29 protein-coding genes and 3 pseudogenes are annotated in these 24,637 nt (G+C 68.4%); 16 read left to right on the top strand and 16 right to left on the bottom strand.

Going from position 1 to position 24,637, the window contains the following annotated elements; genetic code table 11:
- Positions 1-18: 18 nt before the first annotated feature.
- The 5 genes from QRX50_RS36050 (at position 19) to QRX50_RS36030 (ending at position 3,958) form a co-directional block, all read left to right on the top strand.
- Positions 19-258 carry a hypothetical protein gene (locus tag QRX50_RS36050; protein ID WP_285967558.1) on the top strand — a complete coding sequence of 80 codons (240 nt, stop codon included), beginning with the start codon at positions 19-21 and terminating at the stop codon, positions 256-258.
- 81 nt (positions 259-339) lie between these two features.
- The gene (locus QRX50_RS36045) at positions 340-1,344 is read left to right on the top strand and encodes a TauD/TfdA family dioxygenase (RefSeq protein WP_285967557.1); all 1,005 of its coding nucleotides are present in this window, start codon (positions 340-342) and stop codon (positions 1,342-1,344) included.
- Between the two features lie 319 nt (positions 1,345-1,663).
- A complete protein-coding gene (locus QRX50_RS36040; RefSeq protein WP_285967556.1) occupies positions 1,664-3,259 on the top strand; it encodes an acyl-CoA ligase (AMP-forming), exosortase A system-associated in 1,596 nt (531 codons plus the stop codon).
- Entirely contained in the window at positions 3,256-3,513 is a 258-nt protein-coding gene (locus QRX50_RS36035) for a hypothetical protein (protein ID WP_285967555.1), read from the top strand. The genes QRX50_RS36040 and QRX50_RS36035 overlap by 4 nt, the downstream gene beginning before the upstream one ends.
- A gap of 145 nt (positions 3,514-3,658) precedes the next feature.
- The gene (locus QRX50_RS36030) at positions 3,659-3,958 is read left to right on the top strand and encodes an acyl carrier protein (RefSeq protein ID WP_285967554.1); all 300 of its coding nucleotides are present in this window, start codon (positions 3,659-3,661) and stop codon (positions 3,956-3,958) included.
- A 7-nt stretch (positions 3,959-3,965) separates the two neighbouring features.
- Here the strand turns inward: QRX50_RS36030 and QRX50_RS36025 are convergent, their stop codons facing one another.
- Both QRX50_RS36025 and QRX50_RS36020 read right to left on the bottom strand, forming a co-directional pair.
- On the bottom strand, positions 3,966-5,054 hold the full coding sequence (locus QRX50_RS36025) for an IS630 family transposase (protein WP_285967553.1): 1,089 nt from the start codon (positions 5,052-5,054) through the stop codon (positions 3,966-3,968).
- A 257-nt stretch (positions 5,055-5,311) separates the two neighbouring features.
- Positions 5,312-5,653, bottom strand: coding sequence for a hypothetical protein (locus QRX50_RS36020; RefSeq protein WP_285967552.1), 342 nt, complete (start codon positions 5,651-5,653; stop codon positions 5,312-5,314).
- On the opposite strand from QRX50_RS36020, the gene QRX50_RS50000 reads away from it, so the two are divergent.
- From QRX50_RS50000 to QRX50_RS36010, 4 genes are all read left to right on the top strand, one after another.
- Positions 5,610-5,786, top strand: a complete 177-nt coding sequence (locus QRX50_RS50000; protein WP_353074033.1) for a Tn3 family transposase — start codon at positions 5,610-5,612, stop codon at positions 5,784-5,786. The genes QRX50_RS36020 and QRX50_RS50000 overlap by 44 nt on opposite strands.
- On the top strand, positions 5,746-6,003 hold the full coding sequence (locus QRX50_RS36015) for a hypothetical protein (protein WP_285967551.1): 258 nt from the start codon (positions 5,746-5,748) through the stop codon (positions 6,001-6,003). Before QRX50_RS50000 ends, QRX50_RS36015 begins: the two co-directional genes overlap by 41 nt.
- The gene (locus QRX50_RS49995) at positions 5,966-6,124 is read left to right on the top strand and encodes a hypothetical protein (RefSeq protein WP_353074032.1); all 159 of its coding nucleotides are present in this window, start codon (positions 5,966-5,968) and stop codon (positions 6,122-6,124) included. The genes QRX50_RS36015 and QRX50_RS49995 overlap by 38 nt, the downstream gene beginning before the upstream one ends.
- 509 nt (positions 6,125-6,633) lie before the next feature.
- A complete protein-coding gene (locus QRX50_RS36010) occupies positions 6,634-6,807 on the top strand; it encodes a hypothetical protein (protein ID WP_285967550.1) in 174 nt (57 codons plus the stop codon).
- Here QRX50_RS36010 and QRX50_RS36005 read toward each other — a convergent pair.
- From QRX50_RS36005 to QRX50_RS35995, 3 genes are all read right to left on the bottom strand, one after another.
- Positions 6,773-7,141, bottom strand: a complete 369-nt coding sequence (locus QRX50_RS36005; protein ID WP_285967549.1) for an Imm32 family immunity protein — start codon at positions 7,139-7,141, stop codon at positions 6,773-6,775. The two genes, QRX50_RS36010 and QRX50_RS36005, sit on opposite strands and share 35 nt — an antisense overlap.
- 147 nt (positions 7,142-7,288) lie before the next feature.
- Positions 7,289-7,447 (bottom strand): hypothetical protein, encoded by a 159-nt coding sequence (locus QRX50_RS36000; RefSeq protein ID WP_285967548.1) that lies wholly within the window; start codon positions 7,445-7,447, stop codon positions 7,289-7,291.
- A 31-nt stretch (positions 7,448-7,478) separates the two neighbouring features.
- Positions 7,479-8,330 carry a class I SAM-dependent methyltransferase gene (locus QRX50_RS35995; RefSeq protein ID WP_285967547.1) on the bottom strand — a complete coding sequence of 284 codons (852 nt, stop codon included), beginning with the start codon at positions 8,328-8,330 and terminating at the stop codon, positions 7,479-7,481.
- A 124-nt stretch (positions 8,331-8,454) separates the two neighbouring features.
- On the opposite strand from QRX50_RS35995, the gene QRX50_RS35990 reads away from it, so the two are divergent.
- Complete coding sequence (locus QRX50_RS35990; protein WP_285967546.1) at positions 8,455-9,033, top strand: TetR/AcrR family transcriptional regulator; 579 nt, start codon at positions 8,455-8,457, stop codon at positions 9,031-9,033.
- Positions 9,034-9,259: 226 nt separating this feature from the next.
- Positions 9,260-10,522, top strand: a complete 1,263-nt coding sequence (locus QRX50_RS35985; RefSeq protein WP_285967545.1) for a pentapeptide repeat-containing protein — start codon at positions 9,260-9,262, stop codon at positions 10,520-10,522.
- 207 nt (positions 10,523-10,729) lie between these two features.
- Here QRX50_RS35985 and QRX50_RS35980 read toward each other — a convergent pair whose 3' ends face one another.
- Complete coding sequence (locus QRX50_RS35980; RefSeq protein ID WP_285967544.1) at positions 10,730-10,885, bottom strand: hypothetical protein; 156 nt, start codon at positions 10,883-10,885, stop codon at positions 10,730-10,732.
- 132 nt (positions 10,886-11,017) lie between these two features.
- Here QRX50_RS35980 and QRX50_RS35975 point away from each other — a divergent pair, with 132 nt between their 5' ends.
- Complete coding sequence (locus QRX50_RS35975) at positions 11,018-11,194, top strand: hypothetical protein (RefSeq protein ID WP_285967543.1); 177 nt, start codon at positions 11,018-11,020, stop codon at positions 11,192-11,194.
- Positions 11,195-11,305: 111 nt separating this feature from the next.
- Positions 11,306-12,223 carry a tyrosine-type recombinase/integrase gene (locus QRX50_RS35970; RefSeq protein ID WP_285967542.1) on the top strand — a complete coding sequence of 306 codons (918 nt, stop codon included), beginning with the start codon at positions 11,306-11,308 and terminating at the stop codon, positions 12,221-12,223.
- Positions 12,224-12,895: 672 nt separating this feature from the next.
- Here QRX50_RS35970 and QRX50_RS35965 read toward each other — a convergent pair.
- Positions 12,896-13,348, bottom strand: a complete 453-nt coding sequence (locus QRX50_RS35965; RefSeq protein ID WP_285967541.1) for a hypothetical protein — start codon at positions 13,346-13,348, stop codon at positions 12,896-12,898.
- A gap of 175 nt (positions 13,349-13,523) precedes the next feature.
- On the opposite strand from QRX50_RS35965, the gene QRX50_RS35960 reads away from it, so the two are divergent.
- Positions 13,524-13,901, top strand: coding sequence for an MFS transporter (locus tag QRX50_RS35960; protein ID WP_285967540.1), 378 nt, complete (start codon positions 13,524-13,526; stop codon positions 13,899-13,901).
- A 72-nt stretch (positions 13,902-13,973) separates the two neighbouring features.
- Here QRX50_RS35960 and QRX50_RS35955 read toward each other — a convergent pair.
- The 4 genes and pseudogenes from QRX50_RS35955 to QRX50_RS35940 form a co-directional block, all read right to left on the bottom strand.
- Positions 13,974-15,758: pseudogene (locus QRX50_RS35955) on the bottom strand (helix-hairpin-helix domain-containing protein); the annotation flags it as partial.
- Positions 15,759-15,832: 74 nt separating this feature from the next.
- Positions 15,833-16,753 carry a non-homologous end-joining DNA ligase gene (gene ligD, locus QRX50_RS35950; protein ID WP_285967539.1) on the bottom strand — a complete coding sequence of 307 codons (921 nt, stop codon included), beginning with the start codon at positions 16,751-16,753 and terminating at the stop codon, positions 15,833-15,835.
- A 5-nt stretch (positions 16,754-16,758) separates the two neighbouring features.
- A pseudogene (locus QRX50_RS35945) lies at positions 16,759-17,647 on the bottom strand (ATP dependent DNA ligase).
- Between the two features lie 461 nt (positions 17,648-18,108).
- Entirely contained in the window at positions 18,109-18,360 is a 252-nt protein-coding gene (locus tag QRX50_RS35940) for a hypothetical protein (protein WP_285967538.1), read from the bottom strand.
- Between the two features lie 844 nt (positions 18,361-19,204).
- Here QRX50_RS35940 and QRX50_RS35935 point away from each other — a divergent pair.
- A complete protein-coding gene (locus QRX50_RS35935; protein WP_285967537.1) occupies positions 19,205-19,543 on the top strand; it encodes a MerR family transcriptional regulator in 339 nt (112 codons plus the stop codon).
- Positions 19,544-19,801: 258 nt separating this feature from the next.
- Here QRX50_RS35935 and QRX50_RS35930 read toward each other — a convergent pair whose 3' ends face one another.
- The 5 genes from QRX50_RS35930 to QRX50_RS35910 form a co-directional block, all read right to left on the bottom strand.
- Entirely contained in the window at positions 19,802-20,236 is a 435-nt protein-coding gene (locus tag QRX50_RS35930; protein ID WP_285967536.1) for an ATP-binding protein, read from the bottom strand.
- 502 nt (positions 20,237-20,738) lie between these two features.
- The gene (locus tag QRX50_RS35925; protein WP_285967535.1) at positions 20,739-21,197 is read right to left on the bottom strand and encodes a DUF6292 family protein; all 459 of its coding nucleotides are present in this window, start codon (positions 21,195-21,197) and stop codon (positions 20,739-20,741) included.
- A gap of 229 nt (positions 21,198-21,426) precedes the next feature.
- Positions 21,427-21,630: a cold-shock protein gene (locus QRX50_RS35920; RefSeq protein WP_285967534.1), complete on the bottom strand. Its 204-nt coding sequence runs from the start codon at positions 21,628-21,630 to the stop codon at positions 21,427-21,429.
- A 118-nt stretch (positions 21,631-21,748) separates the two neighbouring features.
- Positions 21,749-22,597, bottom strand: a complete 849-nt coding sequence (locus tag QRX50_RS35915; protein WP_285967533.1) for an ATP-dependent DNA ligase — start codon at positions 22,595-22,597, stop codon at positions 21,749-21,751.
- Positions 22,598-22,736: 139 nt separating this feature from the next.
- Positions 22,737-23,192, bottom strand: coding sequence for a VOC family protein (locus QRX50_RS35910; RefSeq protein WP_285967532.1), 456 nt, complete (start codon positions 23,190-23,192; stop codon positions 22,737-22,739).
- Between the two features lie 531 nt (positions 23,193-23,723).
- On the opposite strand from QRX50_RS35910, the pseudogene QRX50_RS35905 reads away from it, so the two are divergent.
- Positions 23,724-24,273: pseudogene (locus QRX50_RS35905) on the top strand (transposase family protein); the annotation flags it as partial.
- Between the last annotated feature and the right edge of the window lie 364 nt (positions 24,274-24,637).

Here is a 24,637-nt window from a genome sequence, read left to right as displayed (position 1 = left end):
CAAACGTGGAATGTAGGGATGATTCGATGGACAAGCGGGGAGAAACCGGCCGGGAAGTTCTGGCGGGCTGTCCTGCTCGCGGGCGGCGCGACCGCGATCTCGCGGTGGACGCTCGACCCGGCACCGGGCGGCGCCAAGCACGCGGCGACCCTCGATGACGACCTCGCGGCAGCGCTGCGCCGGCCGGCCGATGGGATGGCGCTGCCGCTGCACCCGGTCTGGCGCGTACGCGAAGGTGCAGTCGCGCGGTGTCCTTAAAGGACATCGCCGAGCTACCGCACCGCGAGCACGCCCCGAACTGCTCACGTCTTTCTCTGGTCGGAATGAAGGGAGATCAAGATGTCGTCCTCATCATCATCGCTGGTGGACGTGGATCTGCAGCTCGGCCGGGTGCCGATGCTGCGAGCCGATGACATCGGCGACAGACCGGCCTGGGCGGCCGCGCACCGCGCGGCCTTGCGTGCCGTCGTTGCCGAGCACGGTGCGGTCCTGGTCCGCGGTCTCGGGCTGCGCGATGCGGCCGAGGCCATCGCGGTGTTCCGTGGGCTGAACACCGCAGGCCTGATGACCGAGAGGGAAGCGTTCGCGGAGCGGCAGACCTACGCCGAGGGCGTGTACTCCTCGTCGAAGTGGCCACCGAACCAGCCGATGTGCATGCACCACGAACAGAGCTACCGGCTCGAGTTTCCCGGCCTGATGCTGTTCGCGTGCCTGTCCGCGCCCACCAAGGGTGGGGCAACCGGTGTGGCCGACTCGACGGCCGTGCTCGACGCGCTGCCCGGTGACCTCGTCCAACGGCTCGAACGGGAGGGCTGGATGCTCGTCCGCAACTACAACGAGGAGATCGGCGCGTCGCTCGCCGAGGCGTTGGGCACCGATGACCGTGGCGCGGTCGAGAGCTACTGCCGCGCCAATGCCATCGAGTTCGAGTGGCAACCCGATGGAGGGCTGCGCTCCTGGCAGCGCCGCAGCGCCGTGGTGCGGCACCCGGTCACCGGTAGGCGCTGCTGGTTCAACCAGATCGCCTTCCTCAACGAGTGGACGCTCGACCCCGAGGTGCGCGAGTTCCTGGTCGACACCTACGGCGCCGAGGGGCTGCCGTTCACCACCCGCTTCGGCGGCGGCGACCCGATAGGCGAGGACGTTGTGCAGCTGCTCAACGAGGTGTACGAGGCCAAAACCGTGCGGGAGCCCTGGCAGGCGGGCGATCTGATGCTCGTCGACAACATCGGCAGCGCACACAGCAGGGAGCCCTTCACCGGGCCGCGCGAAGTCCTGGTCGGGATGGCTGACCCGGTTCGCCTGGCCGACTGCTCGCCGACCGTCGAGGTCAACGTCGGATGACCACGTCGCTCGTGCGACTGTTCGCGGTCATCGGACGGTGCCCAGGTGCAGCGCGCTGGAGGGGCGCGAGCAACGGCTTCCTCGGCACACGACTCGAGCACGTGCGGGAGGTGGGCGGCTCCAACGATCGATGCGTGGGCAGCGTCGGGCAGGCACGGTTCCTGTCCGGCGGATCCACCGGCACGGCGGCGCGACGAGCCGGCTCACCCGCAACGGCGCCTGGCGTCACTGCGACGGTCGCCCCGGACCTCGGCGAGCGCTACCTCGACATCGCCTACCGGTCCAGCTGTGTGGAGGACCCAGAAAGGAATCTTCCGAGATGATCATGCGGTTGCCGGACCTCGTTGCCAGGTCCGCCCAACGCGCCCCAGGCGCGCCCGCCCTGACCGCGCGAACGACCACGATCTCCTACGCGGACCTGCACGAGCGGACGGAGCGAGCAGCCGCCGGCCTGCGCGATCTCGGGCTCGATGGCGGTGAGCGCGTCGCGGTCTTCCTGGACAAGAGGATCGAGACCGTCGTGGCGCTGTTCGCCTGCTCGCGGGCCGGTGGCGTGTTCATTCCGGTGAATCCCGTGCTGCGGGCCAGGCAAGTGAGGCACATTCTCGATGACTGCGCCGCGCGGGTGGTGGTGACGTCCGCGGATCGGCTGCGGGCCCTGCGCGCCGAGCTCGCCGCCTGCAAGTCACTCTCCCACGTCCTCGTGCTGGGCGACTCGCCTGGTGAGGACAAGGAAGCCGCTTACCGCATGCATTCCTGGTCAGAGGTCGCCGAGCGCGCAACCCAGGCGGTGTGTCCTCCCGCGGGCGGCGTCGACACGGATATGGCCGCGATCCTCTACACGTCGGGGAGCACCGGGGCCCCGAAGGGCGTCGTGCTGTCGCACCGCAACCTGCTCGTCGGCGCGGAGAGTGTCAGCACTTACCTCAACAACACGGCAGACGACCGGATCCTGGCGGTGCTCCCGCTGAGCTTCGACGCCGGACTGAGCCAATTGACGACTGGCTTTTACGTGGGTGCCAACGTGGTGCTCGCCGACTACCTGCTGCCGGGAGATGTCGTCCGGCTGTGCGCTGAGCACCGCATCAGCGGGATGGTCGGCGTACCGCCGTTGTGGATCCAGCTCGCGGCCCAGATGTGGCCATCCGAGGCCGTAGCCGGGATGCGCTACTTCGCGAACACTGGAGGGCACCTCCCGCGCGTCACCCTGCAACGACTGCGAGCCATCTTCCCGACTGCCGCGCCGTACCTGATGTACGGCCTCACAGAGGCGTTCCGCTCCACTTACCTCGATCCGCGGGAGGTCGACCGGCGCCCGGATTCGATCGGCCAGGCCATCCCGAATGCCGAGATCCTCGTAGTCCGGGAGGACGGCGGCCTGTGTGGTCCGGGTGAGCCGGGTGAGCTGGTACATCGAGGTCCGCTCGTCACTTTGGGCTATTGGAATGACGCGCAGCGGACGGCCGAGCGGTTCCGGCCGCCGCCGAACCGTCCAGTCGAGCTGTGTACGCCTGAGCTGGCGGTCTGGTCCGGCGACGTCGTCGTCCGCGACGAGGAGGGCTTCCTGTACTTCGTCGGACGGCGTGACGACATGATCAAGACATCGGGGTATCGGGTCAGCCCGCAAGAGATCGAGGAAGTGGCCTACGAGACCGGACTGGTCCACGATGCCGTAGCGATCGGCCTCGAGGATGAGGCGCTCGGCCACCGGGTCGTTCTCGTCGTAACTCCCCGCGATCCCGTCGGCTTCGATCCGGCGGTGGTGACCGCGCGCTTGCGGCAGGAACTGCCCGGCTACATGGTGCCCGCCGAGGTCATGGTCCGCAGCGCCCTGCCCCAATCGCCTAACGGCAAGTTCGACCGCGCGGTACTTCGCCACCAGCTCGCCGCCGCCCGCCCTCAGGAGCCCGCATGACCGCAGTCGCCCACGCGCGCCCCACGATCAGCCCGTTCGCAATCGCCAACGGCATGCCCCACATCGGCGGCCACCCGGCCGGGTTGCTCGCTGACCGCACCGGCGCCACCCACGGCAAGACGTCGCGCCGCCACACCTTCCTCGTCGATGGCGGTCCACCACAAGTTCGCTGCCATGGGGAACTTCGGACAGGCCATCCGCAAGACAAACTACCCGGTCGCCATCGCGAACCGAATGGGCGTCCCGGGTGCTGAGACCGGCGACCTTGTGGCGGTCGTTCCGGCCGGCGCCTACCGGATGACGCCAGTCCTCCAGCGTTCCTCGGCCATCCGACACCAGGGGGAGCTGTTGATGTAGATCGCAGGCCGCAGGCCTGTACGACCGATGAGGAGAATCCACATGCCTCGCTCGCCAGAGATCTCGCAAGCCATTTTCGAGGACGTCAAGGCCGTCGTGGTGGCTACGCTGAACATCGAGGCCCTGGCCGATGATCTCGGGCCGGAGACGGGACTGTACGGCAATCTTCCTGAGCTCGATTCGCTCACCGTCGTCAAGCTCGTCGTCGCCTTGCAGAAACGGTTCGGGATCGGGATCGAGATCGACGAGATCGTCGGTGACATCTTCGACACACTGGGGCGGCTCGCGGCATTCGTGGAGTCCAAAGTGGACTGGGATCCGCTCGGTGGAGTCAAGTACTAGTGCCGTATCAAGCAACGTTGGGTAGGTAATCGGGGCGGCGGATTTTGGAGTTGATGGCGAAGTGGCGTTTGGGGTGGCTGTGGCGGTTGCGCCAGCGGAGGTAGCCGGTGATGGCGGCTTCCTGGGCGGCGTGGCTGGGGTAGTCGCTGCCGTCGAGGGTGAAGTAGCGGACCGCGGTGAACTCGCACTCGATCCAGTTCAGCCAGGACGCGTTGGTGGGTGTGTAGATCAGTTCGATGTCGTTGGCCGCGCACCAGTCCCGGACCTCGGCCTTGCCGTGTGGTCCGTAGTTGTCGCTGACCAGGTAGAGCTTCCCGGTCGGGAAGCGGCGGCGCAGTTGCTTGCAGAAGTCGAGGAACTGCGGCCAGCGTTTGCGGTCGCGGAACCGGTAGAACATCTGCCCGGAGGCCAGATCGAGCGCAGCGAACATCTGCCGGACACCCTTGGTGCGGGTGTAGGTCGCGCGCTGCCGGGCCGGGCGGCTGCGGGGAAACCAGCCGCGGCCGGGGCGGGGTTGCAGGTTCAGCGGCCCGAACTCATCGACACAGATCACTCGCCCGTCGGCGGGTGGGTGATCGTAGAGGTCGAGGATGCGGTTCTTCTTGGCCACGAAATCGGGATCCTTGCTGGCTTTCCACGTCTTCGTCGCCTGCCATGACACGCCTGCCTTGCGCAGGATCTGCCGGACGGTCTCGGTGCTCGCCCTGATCCATGCGTGTTCGGCGAGGTAGGCGACCAGCTTGGTCAGGCTCCAGGTCGTGAACGGCAATCCCAGCTCGGCGGGCTTGCAGGCGGCGATGCGGCTGATTTGATCACGGGCGGCCGGCCCGAACTTAGCCGGTCGACCGCCCCTCCATTTTGGGGACAACGCCGCGAACCCGGACTCGTTGAACGCGTGGATCACCTCCCGCACATAGCCTTCGGTCGCGGCGAACATCGCCGCGATCTCCTTCGCGGACCGGCCTTGCGACGAGGCCAGCACAATCCCGGATCGTCGCAGCCGCACCCGATCCCGGGCGGACCTCGTGATCTTGACCAGCCGCTGGGCCTCCTCCGGCTCCAGCGACCGCGCGAACACCTCCGGCTGACGCGCCACCAGCCTCACCTCCACAGCCAGCCTCGCGATCACCGGCCCGGATGTCCACACGACACGATGACAACGTCAACGTTTCTTGATGAGGCACTAGAAATGCGTCACGGCATGACGGGCGCGGGACCGCAGTGCTGCCTTGCATACCGCTCGCCGGTTATACCAGCGTGGTCAAAGGCGCGGCGCCTGCGACTGCCGGAGCTGTGCTGACGCCAATCGGCACGGTCCCAATGTCGCGTAAACGATGTTCTTTGGCGGGACGGTCAGTTTTCGAGCAGCTCGTCGGCGGTCTTGACCCAGACGAACGGGTGGCAGCGTTCCAGCCGTCGATAAACCGTCCGATCGCGGCGACCCGGGACGCCGTCGAGCAGCTGTGCTCGCAGCTGGTGGACCCGCTGTCGCGGCCGCAACTGACCGAGCTGCTCATCGCGGTCGACTGGTGGGCCTCGTGGTCGGATGCGCTGACTCACGCCGGAGGGAAGACGCACCGCGATCCTCAGCCGCGCCGCAACCTTTACGCCGCGATTCCTCGCCCAGGCCTGCAATTTCGGGCTGGCTGCGATGGCCGAGGCCTCGGGCATCTCCGACACGCTGGCCTGGGCCACCGAGTGGTACCTGCGGGAAGACACCCTGCGCGCGGCGAACGCCGCGGTGGTCAACCACCACCACACGCGGCCGCTGTCGAGTGTGTGGGGAGGTGGGACGATATCGTCACTTCGGCGACACCGGTGTCGGTGACACCACCGGGCAAGGAGTCGACGACGTCTGGTTCAGTCTGCATCCGGACGGCGGCAAGGCGGGTCCGAACGACAGCGTCACGACGAGTGATGGGAGCGAGAACACCGCCGAGCTGTTCGACGAGAAGGATTTCAGTGGCGACAGTGAGTCGCTGTCCGGATTGGACTGCCGGAAACGCCTTGACGCCGGGGCAGGCGTCGTCGATCCGGGTGCGTAGCGCCGTGGCCGTATGGACCGGTCCCGACTGCACCGGGCGATCACGGGCGGTGGACTCGGAAATCGAAGACCTCTTGGCGGTGGACGTCGACGACGCCATTGCGGCGGTGTCGCTGGGCTGAACGGCCCACCTCGTTGCGTACGTAGTTTCTCCGTAGGACTCCCGATGTGCGGACGGCCAGTAAGAAGCAACACTTCAGGGGTACGAAGCGAAACCGACACGGAGGTCCCTCCCGATGGCGATCGACTCTCTTCGCCAGCAGTGCCCGGTCTGCTTCCGGTCCACCGTCCTCATCAGTCACTGGTGGGGCCGGCAGTGGACGCACGTGGGTACCTGGCGCCCCGGCTGCGAGATGGCCGGACGCGACCGGGAAACACTGCGCTTCCCCGCACCGGACACCAGACCACCTGCACGGGATCTGGCCGCCTGAACGAAACTCTCCGCCACCGCGGAAAGGAGATGCTCACTCTCCCGCCGACCGACCGAGTGAGCGCCTCCGCCGAACCCCGTACGCGCGCCTCCGCCGCGGTACGGGGTTCGGTGCCGTCCGGATAAATACGACAACCGCTGGATCCGGCTCGGCCTGGCCCACGTCGAGTCCACGCCGGGGACCGGTTCGACCACCACGTCGTGCACCTGCCGCAGGTGGCGATTGCGATGCTCGTCAACGACCGCGACGAGGTGCTCTATCGGCCGATCATCGGGCTGCAGATCGGCATCAACCGCATCCTCGAGCATCTCGGCGCCGCCCCGGTGACCGATGCCGACATCAACGGGCCGGCATACCTCCGTGCGGGCTGTTGATCACCAAGGGCAGGGATCCCTCGACAAGGTAGGAGTGCCCGGGGAAGTAGTCGACGTGAAGGTGGCCGCCGTCCTCGGCGGTGGCCATGGCATGCGCGTTTTCGGCCAGGATGGCCCTGGAATCGACGTCGCCGCTGATCACAAGTATCTGCGTCTGGCCATCGAGGCGGATGTGGACGCCCGAGCCGGGTGCCTTCCTGACTTCGATTCCCGCCAGCGTGCCGCTCTGGGGCGACGTGGGCGCGGCGCTGATGAAGCCGGCCCCTTCGGCTATCAGACTTGCCAAGTGCGCCAGTTCTTTCGCGGTCGCGGTGATGTCCACTTCTTCATACACGGGGTCTGACGTGAGTCTCACGGTCGGCGATTCCTTCCCGGACAGGCCATTCCTCGGGGCAGGCACACTGGCCCCGCGGCGTCAGCATGTTCTTAGTGCTCAGCGGAACACCGAGCAGGTGCCGGACCGACGGCGACCGCAACTTGATCAGCGGAAGTCGCCGGACGCGGCCGCGAGACTCCTGAGGTCGAGCGGGGTGACTTGGTCGGCGACGAGGGACACGGTGCCCTGCCCGACCTGGGCGATGCCGCGCACGAGCAGCGCCGGGCTGGACAGCCACAGCTGCCGGTGCCGGCGCCACACCATTGACCGGGTTACGGGGTGGCCTCGGTGTGGATCAGCCGAGCTCGCCGTGCGGGCGGGCGGCGTCCACGAGCCAGACCGCGCCCGGGATGCGGACTCCGCTCGAGGTTTCGTAGGCGGCGAGCCCGGTCCGCAGTTCGTCGCGGATGCTGTCGACGGCGAGTTGGTCTTTTCCCTGGAGATTGAACCGCACGGGTCCCTGGCTGAGGATGAAGTCGGCCGCATCGCTGGCGTCGTGGCCGTAGTCCATGAGGGCCTCGACCGGTCTGATGTTCGCGTCAGTGAACCCTGCCTGGTCGAGTACCGCGCGAATGCGGGCTGGGTCGGCCAGGGAGCCCATCCCGCGTGCGGCTGGCGACGGGCTGTGCAGGTGCGGGTTCAACGCGGAGGTGGCGTTCGCGTAGGCGCTGTCGGGGCCACCTGCCTGCGGCCCCATGAAGACGAGTCGGCCGCGTGGCCGTAACGCGCGGCGGATGTTGGCGAAGGCGGCGACGGGGTCACTGAAGAACATCACTCCGCCGCGGCTGATCGCGAGGTCGAAGGCACGCTCGGGAAATTCCTGGACCTGGGCGTCGCCCTGCTCGAATTTGACGTTGGCAATTCCCTCTCGCGCGGCGTCGGCCTGAGCGCGGTCGAGCATCGGCGCCGAGAGGTCTACGCCGGTCACGTGTCCGTGGGACGCCCGGCGTGCTGCCTGCAGTGTCACCTGGCCAGTGCCGCAGCCGATGTCGAGGACGCGGTCGCTCTCTCCGATGGCGGCGGTTTGAAAGAACTCGTCGGTGAACGCGGCGACGATCGCGTTGTAGCGGGCTGGGTTCTGGGCCCAGTGGACGCCTTCCCAGCCATTCCACGCGTCGGCGTGCCGGGTGTTGGCGATGTTCTGCATGGAATCCTCCACCGCTAGACCTCTCACTAGAGTCTTACTCTAGTGATTTCTACTAGAGTTAAGCTCTAGCCATGAGCGAGGTCAAGGACGGGGGACGCGAGCCCGCAAGGCTCGGGAGACGCGCATGCGCATGCTGGACGCCGCACGGGAGCTGTTCCTCGAGCGCGGCTACGGCGCGACGGCGCTCCAGGAGGTCGCCGACCGGGCCGGGGTCGCGGTGCAGACGATCTACTTCACCTTCGGCACGAAGCGTGTATTGCTCAAGGAGCTGGCCGACGTGGCGATCGCGGGCGACCAGGAGCCTGTCTCGACGATGGACCGCCCGTGGTTCCGCGACGCCCTTGCGGCGGAGACCGCCGCCGATCAGCTGCGCCTGCATGTCCGGGGCACGCGCGGGATTCTGGACCGGGTGGCCCCGATCCTCGAGATGCTTCGCGCCGCCGCGCTCGCCGACCCCCAGATCGCCGCGCTGTGGGACGGCGAGGCCGACCCCAGATTCACCATCCACGCTGCCGCTGCCCGGTCGCTGGTGACCAAACCGGGGGTCCGCGCCGGTTCGGATGCGGGGTACGTGGCCGATGTTCTCTTCGGGCTGCTCAGCCCCGAGCTGTACTTGGTGTTGGTCCGCGATCGCGGCTGGTCACCAGAGAGCTGGGAGCGCTGGGCGCTCGACACTCTCAGCGGCCAGTTGTGCGCACCATGACGCAGCAGAGCGACTCGGGTGGAAACCTCCGCTGGAAGCGGTCGGCGTGAAGGCACGCCGTTGTAGGGTCTCACCGCCGACGACATGTTGATCTTCTCTGACCTGGGCGAGTCTGAGCTGTCTCACGGCGATGTCACCCTGATCAGTCTCAGTGCGCGTTCACTTCTGCAGACGCAGTCCCGCCGTCTGCTGTAGCGCGGCTCGGGTGCGTGGCGACGTAGGAAGCGTGATCGACGCCAAAAACACGACAACGCCGCTGCCTCGTCCGCTTACGGACGCAGAGTCGCAGGTGGAGCGGCGTCCTTTGTCTGGGCGTCGACTGGTTGCGGCCGCGCTGCTCGGTCTCGTTGTTCTGGGCACCGTTTCCACGGTGATGTGGCTGTGGATCAACACGACGCCGGCGACAAGTGAGCAGAAGACAACCGCGCACCTTGAGGTGTTCAAGACGACCGGGAGCGTGGCGGTCATGCTCGGCGGGCTGGGCGCGCTGTACCTCGCGGCGCGCCGTCAGCGCACACAGGAAGCCGAGCACAACCACGCCGTGCGAACGGCAGAGATCAACAGGAAGCACGCCGAACGTGTCGCCGCGGCCACCGAGGACGACGCAGCCCGTCGGCGGGTAACCGAACTCTATGCCAAGGCCGCTGATCAGTTGGGCTCGGACAAGGCGCCGGTGCGGTTGGCCGGCTTGTACGCGCTGGAACGCGTCGGGCAGGACAACCCCAACCAACGCCAGACCATCATCAACCTGCTGTGCGCGTACCCGCGAATGCCGTATGAGGAGCCCCTGCCGGTCGGGCGGATTCCGCGGGACCCGCACGACGATCTGGTTCGACAGAAAGTCGAGGCGCAGCGCCTGCGCTGGGAAGAACGCGAGGTCCGGCTCACCGCGCAACGCATCGTCTTCGACCACCTGGAACTCGTCGCACCGGATGGGGACAACTCGATGTCGTGGGGGGTCTACCCTCTCGATCTGCGCGGTGCCGTGCTCCTCGACTTGGACTTGCGCGGACGCCGGGTCGGTGCCGCTCAGTTCGGCGACGCACACTTCATCGGGCCCACTCTCTTCTCCAAGGCGTGCTTCACAGAAAGGGCCGTGTTCGCGCATGCGGGGTTTGGCGGTACCGCCCGGTTCACGGACACACGCTTCGTCGGCGACGCGAGGTTTCCTTCGACGCACTTCGCGAAGACGAGTTCGTTCGCCCGAACCCGGTTCGAGGGTGTGGCGGAGTTCCGCGGGGCGGTGTTCTGCGGTGACCCCGCTCTCGGGCAGGCGGACTTCGCGCGGTCGCATAGGCTCAACCTCACGAACGCCAAGATCGAGTTCGATCTCCAAGGTGCCGGCGCACAGTGGGTTCCCGTCGATTCGCCATACCCTTCGGGATGGACTGAAGTGGCAGAGGAGCTGGTCAAGAAGGATCGGTGGCGTGTCGTCACTCTGGGGCGGGCTCACACCAGTATTGAGTCGGTCGATGACACCACGGCATGACCGCCGCGGCGTGGTGGTGACCGCGGTGAGGACTGCATGCGCGGGTGCCGTGGCGCGCGCGTCGGCGCCCCCACGTGAACGCCCCAACATCACCTTGCGCCGCACGGAATCTCACGAGAATGTCGTTGGCGACATTCGCATGACACGAGCCGTGAGATTACGAAACAATCATGAGACCCTACAGCCGTGCCGCCATCGCGCAGCCGTCTACCGGAAGTCGCGTGACGCTGCGGCGAGACTCTTCAGGTCGAGCGGGGTGACTTGGTCGGCGACGAGGGACACGGTGTCCTGCCCGACTTGGGCGATGCCGCGCACGAGCAGCGCCGGGCTGTTCAGCCACAGCTGCCGGTGTTGGCGCCACACCGTTGACCGGACTACGGGGCGGCGCGCCGGTGCGTCGTCAGCTGACTCCGGACACAGGGTTCGAGACTTCGGTCGTCATGATCGCCGGAGCCGTCGGAGTGCGTTGTGCCTGATGAATCACCGTTGGATCTTGTGCGCCTGCCCCGTTGGGGGCGGGTTCTCGCGTGGTCGAGTGGCCCGGCGTGGATGGTGGTCGACCCGGACTTCGCGGTCGTGCCGCCGATCACGGAGTTCCTGGCAGATCTCGCGGCCCGGCCTACCAGTGCGGCGAGTGTGCGGAGCTACGCCTACGACCTGTTGCGCTGGTAGCGGTGGTTGCGGGTCTGCAGTGTTGAGTGGAATCGGGCGACCACGACGGAGGCTCGTGGGCTCGTGCTGTGGTTGTCGCGCGCCGTCAAACCGCGGAAGTATCCACGGACGGTGTCGGCATCGACGGCGGGCACGATCAACCCGATCACGCGTAAGCCACACCTCGGGAATGGGTACCAGCCGCGGACGATCCGGCACAGCAACGCGGTGATCCGCAGCTTCTACGAATTCCACCGCGAGGATGGGCGGCGCGGGCCGCTGCTGAACCCGATGCCGTTGGACGCGCACGCCTGGCGCGGCTACGACGGCGCCTTCGAGGGCCGGCCCCGGACCGAGGGCCGGATCCGCTTCAACCCGCAGATCCCGCAGCGACTGCCGCGCGCCATGCCGGACGAGCAGTGGAACACGGTGTTCGGCATGCTGCGCTCGCACCGCGACCGCGCCATCGTCGCCATGGGCGTGAGCTCGGCGGCCCGTCCGGCTGAGTTGTTGGGCATGACGGGCCCGGACGTCGACTGGGGCGAGCAGCAGATCCGCGTGGTGCGCAAGGGCACGCGTGCCGAGCAGTGGCTGCCCGTCAGCGCCGAGGCTCTGGTGTGGCTGCGGCTCTACCTGGCCGAGTTGGATGAGCTCGCGCCGACGGTTCCGTTGTGGCAGACACTGCGACGGCGCGACCGAGGGTGCGGGCTGACGCGCCAGCCGCTGAGCTACGACTCGCTGCGTGCCGTGTTCCGACGGCTCAACGCGGCCCTGGGCACGAACTGGACGCTGCACGACCTGCGCCACACGGCCGCGATCCGGATGTCGCGTGACCCGCGTCTGTCGATGCGCGACGTGCAGGTGATCCTCGGACACGCGCACCTGAGCACAACCGCCGAGGTGTACCTGGTGGAGGACCAGGCCGAGGTCCTCTTGCGAGCTGCGGAACACCTGGCCGCTCTGGCCGCCGCGCCTGCCCCGCAGCCGCGGCCGACCGCTCCGTACGCGGCCGCGGATCTGCAGGTGCTATTCGGGGGCGAGCTCCGGTGACGTCGACCGAGACGAAGCGCACGAAGGACTGGATGATCGACCTCGCGCACCTGCTGGATCGTCCCCGCGTCGGCCGTGGTGACCAGCTGACGATCGACGAAGTGCTCGAGCTGCCGACGCGCTCGCCGCTATGGGTGGCGGTCGACCTCAAGGCGAACAACGCGACGACGGTGGAGTTGCGGCGCCTGCTGAGCTGGCTCACGGGCTTCCCTGGCGCTGGTTGGCAGCAGCGGTGGCAGGCCTCGGGTGCCGATACCGGTCTGGACTGGATCGATACCCTGCCCGACCACCGTCCCTTCACCAGGGCCGTCCGCGAGGCGCGGATGCGGGCCTTGTCGTGGCTGCTGCTGGAGCAGGTGGTGCTGCCCAGCTACGACGCTCTGCTGGCCTACCGCCCGCATGACCTGCTGGTCCGCTACCGCTTCCTGCACGAACCCGAGTGGTACGAAGCTCTTGCGGCCGGCACCGACAAGCTCAAGCTGCAGCAGAAGTACCGCCTGCCCGCGCTGGTGGTGATCACGAAGATCGCCATCCACACGGGACGCCCGCCGAGCCGGATGACACCGGCCGACGTCCTCGAGATGTACGCCTGGGCGATGCAGTACTCCGGCCGTTCGGGCAAACCGACTCAGGGCATGCATGCCCCGTGGCAGATGCTCACCACCATCGGTGTCACGCCGGAAGGCAGTACGTTGCGGTACGGCTACGCGCGAACCCTCGGCAGTCGCTCGCGCGCACCGGGCTGGGCACCGCCCAGCGCACCCACGATGGGTCTTCCACCGCCCGACGCTGCAGGTCCAGGTAGAAGCTGCGGACGCGCGAGAGGAGGCCCAGCCGTTCCTCACGCGGGCGGGTGGTGCCGTCGGGCAGCGTCACGACGCGCGCCCGATCGCGCCACGCCGCAGCCACGTCGTCGGGCAGGTGCAGCGTGTCGATGCCCGGGTGGTGACGTTCGATGTCGGCCCAGAACTGCCCGACCAGCAGGCTCACGTCTCCGCGGAACGAGGTGTAGTCCAGAGCCGGGCGCCGCTCGTCGAGGTAGCGGATGAACAGGTCGCGGATCTCGGGCGACTGCACGCGATAGGCGTCGACCAGGTCGGCGGTCGGGCGTTGGCCGTGCAGCACGGTCGAGGAGCTCGTCGCGCAGGCGCCGGATGCGCTGTGCGATCTTGGGCAAGATGCGCCTGTATCGCCGGTCGCCGACGGTGAACTCGTCGCCGGGCGCGCAGTCCAATGTGGCTCGCAGCAGGGTCGCGGACTCGGCGCGTAGCCGGTCTGCGACGTCGGCGACCTGGGACAAGTGCGGCAGCCGTTCGCGGATGCGCTGGTGCATCCGGGACCGTGCAGCGCGCTCACGCTGGCACCGGTGCTCGTCATCACCGGCCTTGCCGGCCTGGCCGGAGGAGTGAACAACCCGATCATCGGCGCCGTCTCCTACGAACGGATCCCCGAACACCTGCACGCCCGCGTACTCGGCGCGATCAAGGCCAGCGCCTGGATCGGCATCCCCTTCGGATCCCTGCTCGGCGGTGCTCTCACCGCGGGAACCGGCCTCACCACAGCCCTACTTGCCAGCGGCACCGCCATGCTCATCGCGACACTCACCCCACTCGTCTTCCCCGCCTGGCGCCAACTGGACACCCGGCATGACAACCCGCACGGCCAGACCGTCCAGTAGCCCTATCCACAAAGCTGCCGTGACCCACTGACCGGCCGCCGGTTCTACAGCGCTGTCCCCAGACGGTGAGCGCTACCTGAAGTCCCTGGACTTCAGGGACAGGGCCTTCAGGTCTAGCGGCGCGATCTGGTCGGCGACCAGTGAGGCGGTTCCCTGGCCGACTTGGGCGACGCCGCGAACCACGACGGCGCTGTGATTCTGCAAGACCTTCCTACTCCGGGGAAACATCCCGATCGACACGATCACGTTGCACATGCCGGTCTCATCCTCGAGGTTGAGGAAGGTGATCCCGCCCGCGGTGGCGGGGCGCTGTTTGTGGGTGACCGCGCCGCCGACCTCGATCCGGGTGCCGTCGGGGACGTTGAGGAGCTGGCCGGCGGGGATTGCGCCGAGCTGGTCGAGGTGGGTGCGGAGGAATTCGATGGGGTGGCGGTCGGCGGTGATGCCGGTGGCCCACAGGTTCGCCGACGCGAGCTCGAAGGTCGTCATGCCGGGCAGGGCGGGGGCGTCGTGGCCGATGGCCAGGCCCGGGAGGTGCTCGGCGCGGGTGGTGGAGGCGGCGCCGGCGGCCCACAGGGCGGCGCGGCGGTCGGGCCCGAGGTGGGTGAACACACCTGCGGTGGCCAGGGCTTCGACGACGGGCCGGTCGAGCTGGATCCGCTGGGTCAGGTGCCCGATCGAGGTGAACGGGCCGCCGGCGTCGCGTTCGGCGACGATCTGCTCGGCGAGGTCCTGGCCGACTTTGCGGATCCCGGCCAGGCCGAGCCGGATCGCGACACCGCCTTCGGAGGCGGGGTCGGGTTCGAGGGTGGCGTGCGGCAGCGACCGGTTGAGGTCGGGTTCGCGGGTGGTGACGCCGTGCCGGCGCGCGTCGGCGACCAGCGACTGGGGTGAGTAGAAGCCCATCGGCTGCGCGCGCAGCAGGCCGGCGCAGAACGCCGCGGGGTAGTAGCGCTTGAACCACGCGCTCGCGTAGACCAGCAGGGCGAAGCTCATGGAGTGGGCTTCGGGGATCCCGTAGCCGGAGAAGGCGTGGATCTGCTCGAAGACCCGTTTCGCGAGGTCGTCGGACAGCCCGTTCGTTTTGGCGCCTTCGAAGAACCGGCCGGCCAGGCGCCGCATCTTCGTGCTGGAGCGTTTCGAGCCCATGGCGCGGCGCAGCTGATCAGCTTCGGTGGGGGTGAAGGAGGCGACGTCGCGGGCCATCTGCATCACCTGCTCTTGGAACAACGGCACTCCCAACGTCCGATCCAAGGCGGGCGCGAGGAGCCGGTGTTCGTGCTGCCAGGTTTCTTCGCCGCGGCGGCGGATGTAGGGGTGCACGGAGCCGCCCTGGATTGGGCCGGGCCGGATCAGGGCGACCTCGACGACCAGGTCGTAGAACTTCCGCGGCCGCAGACGCGGGAGGGTGCCGAGCTGGGCGCGGGATTCGACCTGGAACACGCCGATCGCGTCGGCCTCGCACAACATGTCGTAGACCTTGGGGTCGGCCAGGTCGAGGTCGTGCAGTCCGATGTGGACGTCGTGGTGCTCGGCGAGCAGGTCGATCGTGTAGTGCAGCGCGGAGAGCATGCCGAGGCCGAGCAGGTCGAACTTCGTGAGCCCGATCGCGGCGCAGTCGTCCTTGTCCCACTGCAGCACCGACCGGCCGGGGGCGGTGGCCCACTCGACCGGCACGATCTCCGACACCGGCGTGTGGGCGATGACCATGCCGCCGGAGTGCACACCCAGGTGTCGCGGCGAGTCTTCGAGCCAGCCGGCGAACTCGATGAGGTCGGCGGGCAGACCGGCGTCGGCGGCCGCGGGGTCGCAGACGCTGGCTCAGCGGTCGACCTTTTTGCCGAAGGCGTCCTGCTGCTCCGCGCAGCCGCGACCCCCGCAACATCCCCGGCTGAACCGCCGCGCTGCCGGCGTTGCCTGGTCGACGCGGGTCAGCGGCCGGGCAACGCCACCCGGGTGTCGTCCAGGTCGGCGAGCAGGTCGCCGTGCTCGTCGATGCGGTGCAACACGTCGTCGGCGGTGAAGGTCAGCTCGGCCGTGGTGCGGCAGGCGCGGACTTCGTCCCAGGTGATCGGGGTCGAGGCGGTCGGGGTGTCGCGGCCGCGCAGCGAGTAAGGGGCGATCGTGGTCTTGGCGACGTGGTTCTGGGACCAGTCGATGAACACCTTGTTCACGCGTAGGTTCTTCGCCATCTTCGCCACCACGAGCTCGGGCATCTCGCCGGCGAGCTGCTCGGCGATCGCCTTGGCGTAGACGGAGGTGCGCTCGGGGCGCCTCGTGCGGACGCCGCAGCAGACCTGCAGGCCCTTCGAGCCGCTCGTCTTGGGCAGCGGGGTGAGCCTGTCGGCGGTGAGGACCTCCAGCAGCCGTTCGGCCACGCGGGCGCACTCCACGACGCTGGCGCCCTCGCCCGGGTCGAGGTCAAACACCAGCCTGTCCGGGGACTGGCGTTTCGGGCCGGGGCCGACGGTCCACTGGTGCACATGCAGCTCGAGCGCCGCGAGTTTGGCCGCCCACACCAGACTCGGCAACTCCTCGATCAGCGCATAGGTGATCGTGCCGGGACCGCGGCCGCTGCGCGATCCGGAGCTCGGCAGCGTCACGGTCTGGACCCACTCGGGGGCACCGCGCGGGAGGTTCTTCTCGAAGAACGCTTCCCCATCGGTGCCGTCGGGGAAGCGCACAAACGTGACTGGCCGGCCGCGCAGGTGCGGGAGCAGGACCGGAGCAATGCGGGTATAGAAGTGCACGACCTCGCCTTTGGTGTACCCACTCGGGTACAACGGCTTGTCCAGGTTGGACAGCGTCAGCCGGCGTTCCCCGACCTGCACGGTCAGCTTCTTCTCGGGCATCGGGCTCACCCGCCGGCGCCGCGGCCGGTGTCGGGGACGAGCACGTCGTCAGCTGGTGTCTTGTCCGGGCGCCAGCCGCGCCAGGAAGTGTGGCGCAGCCGGTGTTCGCGCGGAGTGAACTGCCGGTAGACGACCTCGCCGACCAGGGTCGGGTCGACCCAGCGGGCGCCGCGGGCGCGATCGCGCGGCACCTCGTTGGCGAACGGGCTCCGCGCGCTCCAGCGGCGCGAGCTTCTCCTGGGCGTCGAGCAGGGCCTGGTGGCTGAAGCCGGTGCCGACATCGCCGATGTAGAGCAGGTCGCCGGTGTCGCGGTCGTGCGCGCCGAGCAGCAGTCCGCCGATGAGGCCTCCGCGGCTGCCCTGGCCCGGGCGCCAGCCGCCGATCACGACCTCGAGCGTCTGGATCAGTGGGTGCTTCAACCACTCGGGGCTGCGCCGGCCCGGCCGGTACTTGGAGGTCCGGACCTTCGCGACCAAGCCCTCGAGGCCGCTGTTCGCCGCGGCGTCGAGCAGGTCCTGCGGGCTCATCCCGGTGGCGGAGAGGTCGGCGTGGCTGTAGGCGGGGGTGATCGCGACGAGGTTCTTGTCGGTCGGCTCGATCCCCTCGAGGACGACGCGGCGCTCGTCGTAGGAGCGGTCGAGCAGGACCTCGTCGCCCAGCTGCAGGACGTCGAACACGAAGTACACGACCGGGCGGCCGCTGGTGTCGTGGTTCTGCAGGAGCCCGAAGTCCGGCCGGCCCGCGTCGTCCAAGGCGACGATCTCCCCGTCCAGCACCGCGCGCCGGCCACCCAGCGCGTCGGTGAGCGCGCCGGCGAGCTCGGGGAAGCGGCCCGTGAAGTCGTTGTTGTTGCGGCTGGTCAGCACCGTCGTGCCGTCCGCGGTGAGCCGCATGATCGACCGGTAGCCATCCCATTTGTACTCGTACGCGTACTTCGGGTCGTCGCGCAGCCGGCCCCCGTCTGCGGTGGCCAGCATCGGCTCCACATAGCCGGGCACCAGGGACTGGGCACTCGACGCACGCTTGGCCATCGTGGACCTCCCCGCCTCCGCCTGCGACCGGGGCTGCCTGCGCCCCAGCGACACCTGGCGCGAGCGTAACCCCGCCCTCCCTTTCGGCGCCGGGAGAAAAAGCGCAGGTCACCAGCCCGGAGGGGTGATTTCGCCGGTGCCTTGTACGGTACCGCGGCGGCATGAACAACGGGGACCTTGAGCCGCTTTGCACGACCGGAGCGCGCTGCCCCGACCCGGCGCGGCCTCCTGCGCCTCCGCTGCGTGCGCCGCTCACCTTGCGCCTTCCGGGCTGTTGCGTGATTGATGACCCGCGAGGGCCGTGAGGTGGCTGGCGCGGTGGGTCACACGCCGAGTCGGCTGTAGAGGCGGCTGGCGAGGGTGGCGGCCAGCTGGTTCAGCTCGGCGGTGGGGTCGAGTTGGGCGTATTGGCCGAGCAGTTCGGCCACGGCGTAGGCCTCGGTGCCGGACAGGAGCGCTGTCCACGGCTCCCGGCGGCCGCGTTCGATCAGCTCGGTGAGCTCGCGGGCGTACTCCCGGCGGTCGCGCACCTTGTTCAGGCCAAATGGATCCTGCCGCGCGGTGGAGTCGGTCATGCCTCGTCACCCTTCTGTGTGGCCTGGGTCCATCGGGTTCCGGCGCTGACCTGCGACGTCGCGCCGACGGAGCCTCATGCCAACGCACGTCAGCAAATCTATGGTGGTTGGGGTAGACATTCAACCAAGGCCGTGTGTAGTGTTCTCCATGTACCGAGAGAGACAACGTCAAGCAGGCGCGGGAGATGACGGAACTACCCGCGAAGTGAGACAAGACGGTCAGGCAGGGCGGGGCCAATCAACGGACAGGTCTCGGCTGGTGACCGGTGAACGATCCGGGATCGGGCACGGAAGACGGAATAGGCCAGACGGTCCCGGTGTAGCAGTGCAGGACGCAAGCGGTGCAGGTGCGCTTTGTGAGTTGTTTTACTGCAGCACCAAGTCAGTAACGCGGTATCGAATCAGGTAGTGGTAAGGCAAGTCAGTTTGTGCAGGACGGTCAGGTGGCCGGAGCCGATCACGGACGGGGTTCCGGGCAGTGACCAGCGGCGTTACGCATGCTGGGGCCGATCAGGGAAAGGGTTCCAGCCCGGTGACGACCGCAGCAGTCGCAGTACACGAAGTGGTGCACAGCAAGAGGAAAACACAGGAGAGAAGGGAAAGGGCACATCATTGGATCGCCCGCGGCGGCTGTGCAGTAATGCCGCGCGGGTACCGCAGTCCCATCGGATTGGAAGGTGGTTCTCGGTTACGAATAAGCGATCTCCGCACCGTCCGGCTCTCGGACGGACACCGCGGATACAGGAAGCCGGCCTCACAGTCGGTTGACAATGATGGAACCCAAACCCCTGGGACCCCGGATGCCGTGCACGGCATCCGGGGTCCCTTGTGATGTGGAGGTGGCATGATTCCTGACCAACGCGAGACCCCCGCCCCCGGTTCGGGCGGGGCTGACAAGTTCGACGACGACCAGTACCCCGCCTACACCATGGGCCGGGCCGCGGACATGCTCGGCACCACCCAGAACTTCCTGCGCAGCCTGGATGAAGCCGGCCTGATCGAGCCGCAGCGCTCCGCCGGCGGGCACCGCCGCTACTCCCGCCACCAGCTGCGCATCGCCGCACGCGTACGGGAACTGGTCGACGAGGGCACCGCCGTGGACGCCGCCTGCCGCATCATCTCCCTCGAGGACCAGCTGCACGAATCACGGCGCCAGAACACCGAACTCCGTTCGCACGAGTAACCCCGGCCAGAGTGTGCCGCTCAAACCCCGCGGCACACCTCCCACCGCACCGATCAGGCCAGGCCAGGTCAGCACCACCGGTCACCCCAATGCCGTGCACCGTGGTGCTGACCCGCGTGGCTCTCGCGTCCGCGATGCCGACCTCCCGATCAGGCTGCGCCGGCGGCAACCGGACCGGCGGTCGCACGACGACACGGCAATCCGGGCCCCGCGCCGGAGCTGGCGGGCGGCTGCAACGGATGAGAAGAAGGTGGACACCTAGCTGCTGGGGCGGTCACGTCGGGTCAGCTGCCAGGCCATGGTGATCACGGTGCCCTGCTCGGTGGGGGTGATCTCGGCGTGGTCGGACAGCAGGTCCATCAGCGCCAGCCCGCGGCCGCGGCGCGGGTCGGGAGCGGGCTGGGGGCTCCACTCGCCGTGGTCGGTGACGGTGACGCGCACGATCTGATTGTCGTGGTGGGCGTGCAGGTCGAGCATGCCGGTGGTGCCATCGGGGTAGGCGTGTTCGGCGGCGTTGACCAGGGCTTCGTATACCGCGAGCGCGAGGTCGGCGATCAGCTCGTCCGGTAGGCCGCGGGCGCGGGCCCAGTCGATGAGGGCGTAGCGGAGCGTGGAGGCCTCATCCAGGCGGGCCGGCTGGCGCAGGTGCAGCGTAGGCGGAGGGTCGTCGTCGGGGGTGTTCGCTGAGCACATGGTGCAGGGTGCTCCTGGTTCTCCGCTGCTCAGCGGTCACGGGCGGTGGGCTGGGGCATGCGGAGATTACCCATTTGTCGTGTGGGTATGCGCGCCGCGCGCTCGGCCCGGCGGGCTCAGTGCGGGCGGCTGGCCAGGGCGTCCTGGGTGGTGTCGTGATAGTCGAAGTAGTGGTCCATGCCCAAACATGTGCAGGGTGCGCCGGATCGGGCGGGGCACGACCACTCGGACGGCGGTGCGCTCGCTGGCAGTGAGGACGGCGTCGGCCAGGACGGCGATGGCGATGGCGACCGAGGAGAAGAACACGGCCCCGGTCAGGTCCAGCACGAGCACGGTGGGCCTCTCGGCGAGGGCGTGATGCAACCAACGGGGCCCGTCGGCGGCCGACCGGCGCACCTCGGCTACGAAAATGAGCTTTGTTGCCGAGGTCGCGCACGAAGGCACACGGCACACAGGGTGGCGGTATCGTCGCGGCGATCGGGCAATTCAGAGGTTCGGCTAGCTATGCCGGGATTCCGCTCATGTGTGCTGCCAGCGTTGCTCGGTCGAGCTGGGGAGGTATCGGGCTGAGTTGTCCGCTGCGGCGTCCGTCGAGGACGTCGGTGACGAACTGCGCGACGGTGGTAGGCGGTGGTGCGATCCGGCCGCGGAGGTGACAGATCACGGGCGGTTGGTCGTTCCCGCGTGGTTCGATCGCGACGTACCAGCCGATTCGTTCGTCCCAGATGAGCATCAGGTCGCGCTGCGGGCGGTCGGCGGTGCGGGAGGCGAGCCCGAGGTAGGCCGTGGCGGTGTCGGTCACTTCGTGCGTCACCGCGTCGAGGGGAACGCCGATCTGCTCGGCCACAGCGCGGGTGTAGGCCGCGAGCGCGCTCTCCAGGCTCGGCGTTGCGGCGCCGGCCGTGGGCTTGAGGTCCAAAATGGACAGCAGGAGTCCCTCGTCCTTCGCGTCGCGGGCCATGCGTGCGACGGTGCGAGCTGCGCGGGCACGGTGTCGCTGGTGCTCGCGCAGGTGACGGGTACGGCAGGACGTGAGTCGGGCTGCCGGTCCTACGCCTGGCAGGCCGGATGTTGACGTCATGGTCTGCACCTCGAAGCCCGAAGGGGCGGATGTGACGGGGATGTGGGCGGGCGAGCGGGTGCCGCCGGGCGTCCACGGCGACGTGGAGACCCGGCCGGCGTGGTGGTGGTCAGAGGGCCGACACCGCCGTGGCCTGCGGGCCGCGGTTGCCCTGGCCGACGTCGAACTGCACTCGGGCGTTCTCGTCCAGGCTGCGGAAACCGCCACCGGTGATCTCCGAGTAGTGGACGAACACGTCGCCGCCGCCGTCGTCGGGGGAGATGAAACCGAATCCCTTTTCGGAATTGAACCACTTCACAGTGCCCTGGGACATATAAGTACTCCTTGTCACGTCGAACATGCGGCGCTTGCGAGGCGGCCGGGCTGCGAGCGTGAAACCAAGGAAGCCCGAGAGGCACCGAGACGACGCTCGCCAAAAACCTCTGCGGGCGTCAGGAAACAACGAGCACAAAAATCTTCAACCGCAAGCAGTGGAGCACACCCGCAGGCGTGCCGTCAAAGCTGGGGTCGGGTCTCGACCCCCGTGCTGGTAGTTGCCGGCTGAAGCGCGCACACCCGTACGTTCCCGCTTGGCTGTTCTGCAGCCGGTGCTCGACGATCAAGTACCGGTAGAGCAGGTACTCCCCTGCGGCGAGCACTGCGTGCATCACGGCCGAGGCGGCCAGGAACCGCACGAGCCGGTCGGAGAAGCTGATCCCGTAGCTGCCGGCGACTCGTTCCAGGGCGAAGGTGTAGGCGGCTCCAGGCAGCAACGCCCGCACCCGGCCGCGCGGGTCCGCCTGGCCGAGCACCAGTGCCGTCGGGCGATCGGGGGAGCCGGTCACGCCGAGCACCAGCACGTCGACGTCCTCGTGGAACCGGACTTTGACCCAGCCGACGCGGCCGCCGCGGATCGGGTACCGACTGGCCAAGGGCTTCGCGACGGCCCCCTCGATACCGACGGCCGCCTGCTCCCCGCTGATCCACGTCCGACCCTGGGTGACGTCGAGCGTCGAGATCATCAGCTGCACACCGACGTTCCCCGCGCCGATCACCGCGGCCAGCCGCTCACGCCGGCGCGACAGCGGCCACAGCCGCAGGTCACGGCCGCGGGCCCCGAGCAGGTCGAACGCCACGAACACGACGGCGATGCCCTCGGCGCGTCGCCGCGCGGGGCCGTAGCCCAGCGCCGCGAAGTCCAGCCGCCCCTCGGACCGGTAGGCGCACAGCTCACCGTCGAGCACCACCCGGCCCAGAGCGGCCGCCCACGCGAGAATCCCGAGCTGCACCTGGATGGCCACGCGGTCGGCGTGGCCACGCTGGCGGTGTGCCCCGAGGACCGCGGCTCGGGCGGTCTTGTGCAGGTCGCCCGCGTACTTCTTCCCTGCGGCTGTTTAACCAGCGCACCCGGCGCACGCCCAGTCCTGTCGTCGCGCGCCCTCAGGAGGCGGCTTGGACGAGTTCCACGATGGTGCCGTCCGGGTCGCTCATATACAGAAAGGTCGTCCCCTTAGCTGGGCCCTCCTGCCTGACCCGCGGCGTCCCATGGCTGCGCCATCCAGCTGCAGCGCAATCCCGCAGCACGGCCTCGATGTCGTCCACGAACAACGCAACGTGCATCGAACCGACATCAAAGGGACGTGGCCGCAAATGCTGCCGATCGGCCGGCGCCGTGTACTCCAACAGCTCGATCTGGCCTCCACCACCGGGAACCTCGAGGATGGCGAACGACATGGCGCCTCCACGGACGCCGGTGATCTCTTCGAGCGCCTCGCCGGCCACGTCGTCGCGCAGCACGACTTCGAGCCCGAGGACGTCCCTCCAAAAGGACAGCGACCTTTCAAGGTCGACGACCGTGATTCCCGTGTGCGCGGTACCAAGGACCTGAAATGACATGAGAACTCCGAGCGACTTCGACTTCCTGGGACACCTCCCACCCTGTCACAAGTCGATCATCGAGTACCTATCGAGCCGTCAAGCTCACCTGTGACATTGCCGCCCGATCGACCCACCTTGGCTTTTTGTAGCCAACTCGCGCACGCAAGCGCGCGCCACGTAGAGTGGCGGTATCCTCGCGAATGATGACTTCGGGTAGCGGGTTTCCGAGGTGTCGGCGGTGACCACCCCGGGCGCGGTGCCCGGCGGGCCGGCCGCTCGGAGCTGATGGCCGTGCGCTCCGGCGGCGGCCTGCACCTGCACCTCTCGACCGGCAGGCCAGCCAGGTGCTCTGCCAGGGCCTGCGCAGCGGCACGATCCGCCTCCTGCTGGACCCCGCTGTACGAGGAAGCGTTTGGTCCGGCAGGCCTTCAGTCGCTGCGGAGTCTGTCCTCGTAGCTGTCATCGGCGGATGCTGGGCCTATGACCGACCTAAGGGATGTCTCGTAACCCGGTGTGGGTCGGTTGGGGGTGTTGGTTGATCATGGTGTGGTGCAGGTGATTTCGGCGTCGCGGTCGGAGTGGATTGCCCCGTTTACGGGGTTGGAGCCGGGTCAGTTCCGGAAGTTGGTTGGTGCGGGTCGTGGCGAACCGTGGTGGTGACGAGATCGCTGATGGCCGGCCTGGTCGTCAGTGGCGTCTTGATCTGGCTGATCGTGTGTTGCTGGTGGCGACGTACTGGCGGACGAACCTGACGATGCGCCAGATCGGACCATTGTTCGGGGTGTCGCATTCCGCGGCGCACCGGGGGAAGCGACACGATTGGCCCGCTGCTGGCGCTGGCTCCGGTCCGCAGACGGCGGATCGACTCGGTGGCGATCGTTGATGGCACCTTGGTGCCGACGCGGGATCACCGGCTGGCGGCGCCGTCGAAGAACTACCGGTACTCGGCGAACGTGCAGGTCGCGATCGACGTGGACACCCGGTTGGTGATCGCCACCGGGGACGCGCATCCGGGTAACCGCGATGACTGCACCGTCTACCGCGCCTGCGGCATCGAGCAGGAGTTGGCGGGGCGCCCGGTGAGGCCGACGGCGGCTACGGCGCGCACCAGCATCTGGGCCCGGGTGAACAACCCGACGAGGTGGTCTGGTCCGAGCAGGGCGGCGGTGACCGCCGCGAGCCAGGTCAGGACCACCAGCGCGAGGAACACCACGGCCCACGCGCGCCAGCCGGGCGGCCACCACAGCACGAGGCTGAGCGCACCGGCCAGGGCCGCCAGGTTGGCCAGCAGCGGGAAGGCGGTCGTGCCGGGCCGGGCGGCGTCGCCGAATAGGGCGATGCTGAACACGCCCAGCGAGCCCACGGTCAGCCGGGCCATCCAGTGCACGGGCGCGAGGCGCAGCAGCGGCGGCCCGGCGAGTGCGAAGGCCAGCCCGGAGACGCCGAGCGCGACCCGGAACACC

The sequence above is a fragment of the Amycolatopsis sp. 2-15 genome, assembly GCF_030285625.1.
Taxonomy (GTDB): Bacteria; Actinomycetota; Actinomycetes; order Mycobacteriales; family Pseudonocardiaceae; genus Amycolatopsis; species Amycolatopsis carbonis.
Note: the sequence above shows the minus strand (reverse complement) of the source record. Positions and strands in the feature narration are given on the sequence as shown.

Coding starts and splice junctions, on each gene's coding strand:
- QRX50_RS36050 (WP_285967558.1), top strand. CDS start 19: ATGATTCGATGGACAAGCGGGGAGAAACCGGCCGGGAAGTTCTGGCGG.
- QRX50_RS36045 (WP_285967557.1), top strand. CDS start 340: ATGTCGTCCTCATCATCATCGCTGGTGGACGTGGATCTGCAGCTCGGC.
- QRX50_RS36040 (WP_285967556.1), top strand. CDS start 1,664: ATGATCATGCGGTTGCCGGACCTCGTTGCCAGGTCCGCCCAACGCGCC.
- QRX50_RS36035 (WP_285967555.1), top strand. CDS start 3,256: ATGACCGCAGTCGCCCACGCGCGCCCCACGATCAGCCCGTTCGCAATC.
- QRX50_RS36030 (WP_285967554.1), top strand. CDS start 3,659: ATGCCTCGCTCGCCAGAGATCTCGCAAGCCATTTTCGAGGACGTCAAG.
- QRX50_RS50000 (WP_353074033.1), top strand. CDS start 5,610: ATGGCCGAGGCCTCGGGCATCTCCGACACGCTGGCCTGGGCCACCGAG.
- QRX50_RS36000 (WP_285967548.1), bottom strand. CDS start 7,447: ATGGTGTGGCGCCGGCACCGGCAGCTGTGGCTGTCCAGCCCGGCGCTG.
- QRX50_RS35995 (WP_285967547.1), bottom strand. CDS start 8,330: ATGCAGAACATCGCCAACACCCGGCACGCCGACGCGTGGAATGGCTGG.
- QRX50_RS35990 (WP_285967546.1), top strand. CDS start 8,455: ATGCGCATGCTGGACGCCGCACGGGAGCTGTTCCTCGAGCGCGGCTAC.
- ligD (WP_285967539.1), bottom strand. CDS start 16,753: ATGCCCGAGAAGAAGCTGACCGTGCAGGTCGGGGAACGCCGGCTGACG.
- QRX50_RS35940 (WP_285967538.1), bottom strand. CDS start 18,360: ATGACCGACTCCACCGCGCGGCAGGATCCATTTGGCCTGAACAAGGTG.
- QRX50_RS35935 (WP_285967537.1), top strand. CDS start 19,205: ATGATTCCTGACCAACGCGAGACCCCCGCCCCCGGTTCGGGCGGGGCT.
- QRX50_RS35930 (WP_285967536.1), bottom strand. CDS start 20,236: ATGTGCTCAGCGAACACCCCCGACGACGACCCTCCGCCTACGCTGCAC.
- QRX50_RS35925 (WP_285967535.1), bottom strand. CDS start 21,197: ATGGCCCGCGACGCGAAGGACGAGGGACTCCTGCTGTCCATTTTGGAC.
- QRX50_RS35920 (WP_285967534.1), bottom strand. CDS start 21,630: ATGTCCCAGGGCACTGTGAAGTGGTTCAATTCCGAAAAGGGATTCGGT.
- QRX50_RS35910 (WP_285967532.1), bottom strand. CDS start 23,192: ATGTCATTTCAGGTCCTTGGTACCGCGCACACGGGAATCACGGTCGTC.